Here is a 4228-nt window from a genome sequence, read left to right on the forward strand (position 1 = left end):
TCACCCCATCCCGTCTCTCCCGGCCACCATCCTTGCCCGGGCTTAAACGCTGGAGCCACCAACGGTCATCAGCGCTCGACGCTTCTGCCTGCCAAACCGGCAGCGCCATCGAATCTGCCCCACTTACACGGCGATACAGTTAAATTTTGCGGCTACCGGAATGTTAACCATATGAAGTAAAAACTTAATTTTTACTAATGGAACAGAATTGCCATTTAACTTCCGTCATGAGTTCTCGTCCCTATTGGTCAAGCAGTCGGGATAGAGATGGATTTGGAGCCGAAAGGACGTAAAAGAGGAGCAGATCAAAGCCACACCCGGAGATTTGCCGATGCCGACTCCGCTGTTCACGGCCGACGAACTGGCGGTGATCCGCCGCGCTTACGCCCATCAGGTAGTGGCAACTGCCGCAACGACGAACCCGCGGATCGAAGCTGCCTTTGCCACCGTCCCGCGCGAGAACTTCCTCGGTGCGCCTCCATGGCAGATCGCCAATCTGGGCGGCGGATATCGCCCCCTCCCCTCCTCCGACTTGGTTCTGGCCTATCAGGACGTACTGTTCGCCCTGCAGTCCGAAAAGGGCGTCAACAATGGAAGCCCGTCACTGCATGCCCGACTCTTGGCGGAACTGGACGTGCAGATCGGCGGCGATCGCATCGTCCATGTCGGTGCCGGCACCGGCTATTACAGCGCCATTCTGGCAGAGTTGGTCGGCACTTCCGGTCATGTCCATGCCCTCGAGATGGATCCTGATCTGGCTGCCCACGCACAAGCAGCGCTTGCTGATCGGGCCAATGTTAGCGTCGTTAACGCCGACGGCAGTCAATGGCCACAGCACGCGGTGGATGCGATCTATGTGAATTTCGCCGTCGCGCGGCCCGCGGAACCCTGGATCGAAAGGCTGCGGCCCGGAGGGCGCCTGGTGTTGCCACTTGGCGTACCGCGCCAGGACCGACCGCCGAAAAGCGGCCGTCATGCGTCCCATGGCGCTGCTCTTCGTATCGAGCGCGGCGATTGTGGATTTGCGGCGCGTTGGATCGGCACAACTTATTTCGTCTGCGCCAACGGTGGATTGACAACCGACGATAACGAGATCGACGCGCTGACCGCCGCCTTCGAGCGCGGCGGCATCGAGTTCGTCAAAAGCCTGCTCTGGAAGACGGAGCCGCGGATAGGGCGTTGCTGGCATATCGGCGACCAATGGGCGCTCTGCTATGACGACGTCTGTACCATCACGGCCAAGTCCGCAAGACCGCCCGCCCCATCTCCGCAGGGAACCAGAGCGACGTAGCGCGCCGCGGCGGCGCGATCCGCTGGCCGCACTTCTGACCGACGACGTCGCAACGCCAAACATCCGGAGCAAAGGGCTTGGGCGGCAACACACCCAGGGCGCCGAGCTCGAATCTGGTTATCTCGAGCTTAGTGCAGCCTCGCCGCCGGCATCCTTCCCCTGCCCCGCACGAAAAGCCTATTGTCGAAATTTGCCGCCTGCCATCTGTGAGATCGGATCAAGCGCGCCAGGACCCGAGCGGCTGCCCATGCCGGCCGAGATCCAGACGAAATTGATGGCCGCGGCATGCTGAAATGCAGTGGCCAGCGCGCGCCGAATACGGCGCGTAGACAGCCGACGTGATTGACTCTAATACGCTGGCGCAACCTAGCCGAGGCATCCGGCGCCTTCTCTTGGATGGCGACGCTCAGACTGACGGTGAAGATCAGCAAGTGGCGGCGATTGAGCCGGTCGGGTTGTGACGTATGACTTGCTTACCCACGATCTCAGGAGACAGCCCCTCGTGGCTCCCTTGTTGGAGGCAATACTGCGGGCCCGACGCAAATCGGTGAAGCGGATAACCCCCCGCCTCCCTGATCGCGGCACGTCTCACCAGGACCAGATCGACACCCATGGAAAGTGAGGATGCGCTGTCTGTCCGGCGGCGGATTGCCAGAACGACAAAAGCCCGGCGCGGGAGAGGTGCGCCGGGCTTCGATAGTGACCGACAGCCTGGGAGGAGGAGTGCTGTCCGTCGGACCGAAGCGGCTCGGAGGGGTTAAGCGCTTCAGTCCATCACGAGGTAGTGCCGCAATGCGGCAAATTCAAGCCTGGCGGCCACGCGGATATCGCAGACGAATCGGTTAGGCATTATAACCTTCCCTCGCAGGCGATAGGGCCAGGCGAGGGGTTGTCCGCGGACAACTTGCTGAGCAGCAACCCGGGCGAAGGGAGCTCTCCCGCTTTCAGCAAAGAGAAACTCCCGCACGAAGTAGTAGTTGATGAGGGCAGCGGGGATCGTACCGCGCGTACGCCGGCAGGCGGACATGCGAGGGAAAACCCCTCACAAAAAGCCCTGGGCTTGCCGTGCCCGGCGCCTTTCACCGATCAAGAGCGTGGCGCTTATCTCCAGCTGACCGTCAGCCGAACTGCGCGAGATATCGATCAAGCCGGCCGCCCGCATTGCCGTCGCCGTCATCAATCCCCGCCTGGTGCGCGACTTCGCCAAGGCCAGCCGTCGCTTGGCCAAAACTGTCCAGGAATTCGCCCGCGTCATCCTCCACTTCGCCAGAGCGATGCGGCCGGCACAGATCCCCCACTTCGACGACTGCGGCTCGCGCTTGCTGCGCGTGTCACCCGCCGCCGCCAGCTCATCGACATGGCGGTCGCCCAGAAGAGCCGCCTGGAACATCCGCCTGAGGCCGTCGCAGTGCTGATGGCGAGACCTTCGCCGCCCACAAGGCCGAGCTCGCCCGAGTCCATGCCGCCACCGCTGGGCATCGAGGCCGAGGCCGACATGGCCGAACGCCGTAATCTGCTGTTGACCGTGCCGGCCATTGGCGAGGTCAGTGCCGCTGTGCTCATCGCCGAACTGCCCATACTCGGCGCAATCGACGACAAGCAGCTCGCCGCCCTCGTCGGTGTTGCAACGATGGCTCACGACAGCGGCACCTGGACAACGCTATTTCGCTGGCGGCCGCGCCACTGTCCGATGCGCCCTCTATATGGCAACGCACTCGGCCAACCGTTGCAACCCGGCCATCAAGACGTTCCACAACAGGCTGCGCGACGCGGGCAAACCGCCCAAGGTCGCCATGCGAAAGCTCATCATCATGATCAACACCATTCTTAGAAGGAAGACGAACCCCATCGAACCAGCCCCAACAACACGGTTGCTGAGGCGCACCGCAGAGGCCCCGAAGGACGGGGCTGGCCGCCGCCGCGCCAACACGATCCACCCAGGGATTGCGACCGAAGCCCAGCCTTTGCCAAAAACTTCACCGAGCGACGGGCGACGGGCGAGCTCAATTACTGTCGCGTCAATAAGACACAATAGCAGCAAGGATGACGCCGCCACGGCCGCCTGCCATCCTTGCTGCGGATCCCTTCCGGTGAGCGCAGCTGCTGCGCCAGCAATCCGCGGTCTCGTTTCATGGGCGGGGCTCTGCTCCTCCTTAGACAGCGAGCGGCCACTTGGTATTGCAAACCTGTCGGCACACCCACGAAGCTCTTCAGAACTCTTGGAGCCGAATATGCCCACGCCTGCCCGGTAAGGCGTATGAGCCCGTTGCTCCAATGCCCGACAGAGCCATCGGGGCAGCCATAATGCCACAATTGCATCCACCAGCAGGGCGGCATCAGAGATATTTTCACGACCGCTCAAATTCAGTTACTACGGAGATTGGTCCATGTGCAAACGACTTGACGGCTACCATGCTGATCATCCTGTTGTCCGCGGACAACGGCACGATAGGCAACACCCAACCGACAGCTAGGGTTCACGGATTCGCTCGGGCCGCGGGGTCGGCTGCCCATCGAAGGCTCGCTGTGATACGCGGTCGGCTCTTCATGCAATCGAGCAGAGAGTTTTATACGGTAGGGGAGGGCCGCCGATCATGCAGGATCCGAAGCCCAGGCCGAAGCCTTCGGGCGATCAGCCCATTGCGAACGGGTAATTGCTTGTCGACTGGCCGTCCGTCGGCGCGGGCGACACCGCGGCGACTGCAGCCGGACTGTTAGCGCCGTAAAGCGAGTATATGTGGGAACGCTAGCGTCCGGTCCGTTCCGTCCTGGAATAGACAACCGCGGCGCCCGTCGTCGATGCCCGTTATCTGATGACGTGCAGCCCCTCGCTCTCAGCAATGCGGAAGACCTGCGTTAGTCCTGACCGATATGTCAGGAGCCGATCCTGCGCATTTGAGTGGGCCGCTGGAGATGCCCAGCGATCAACTGCCGGAG

General features: G+C 62.0%; 3 protein-coding genes. 2 read left to right on the top strand and 1 reads right to left on the bottom strand.

The genetic code is table 11. The annotated features are described in order from the left end of the window. The first annotated feature begins 331 nt into the window (after nucleotides 1-331). Complete coding sequence (locus tag ACM5SV_RS36485; protein ID WP_419425525.1) at nucleotides 332-1291, top strand: protein-L-isoaspartate O-methyltransferase family protein; 960 nt, start codon at nucleotides 332-334, stop codon at nucleotides 1289-1291. Nucleotides 1292-2333: 1042 nt separating this feature from the next. Here the strand turns inward: ACM5SV_RS36485 and ACM5SV_RS36490 are convergent. Next, complete coding sequence (locus ACM5SV_RS36490; RefSeq protein WP_026157569.1) at nucleotides 2334-2930, bottom strand: hypothetical protein; 597 nt, start codon at nucleotides 2928-2930, stop codon at nucleotides 2334-2336. On the opposite strand from ACM5SV_RS36490, the gene ACM5SV_RS36495 reads away from it, so the two are divergent. Continuing rightward, nucleotides 2847-3122 (top strand): hypothetical protein, encoded by a 276-nt coding sequence (locus ACM5SV_RS36495; protein WP_245459811.1) that lies wholly within the window; start codon nucleotides 2847-2849, stop codon nucleotides 3120-3122. The two genes, ACM5SV_RS36490 and ACM5SV_RS36495, sit on opposite strands and share 84 nt — an antisense overlap. Nucleotides 3123-4228 lie beyond the last annotated feature (1106 nt).

It is taken from the genome of Rhizobium sp. CRRU65 (genome assembly GCF_048551595.1).
Lineage (GTDB): Bacteria > Pseudomonadota > Alphaproteobacteria > Rhizobiales > Rhizobiaceae > Rhizobium > Rhizobium leguminosarum_J.

Bases quoted from the DNA above. Each gene is read 5' to 3' on its own strand.
- ACM5SV_RS36485 (WP_419425525.1), top strand. From the start codon at position 332: ATGCCGACTCCGCTGTTCACGGCCGACGAACTGGCGGTGATCCGCCGC.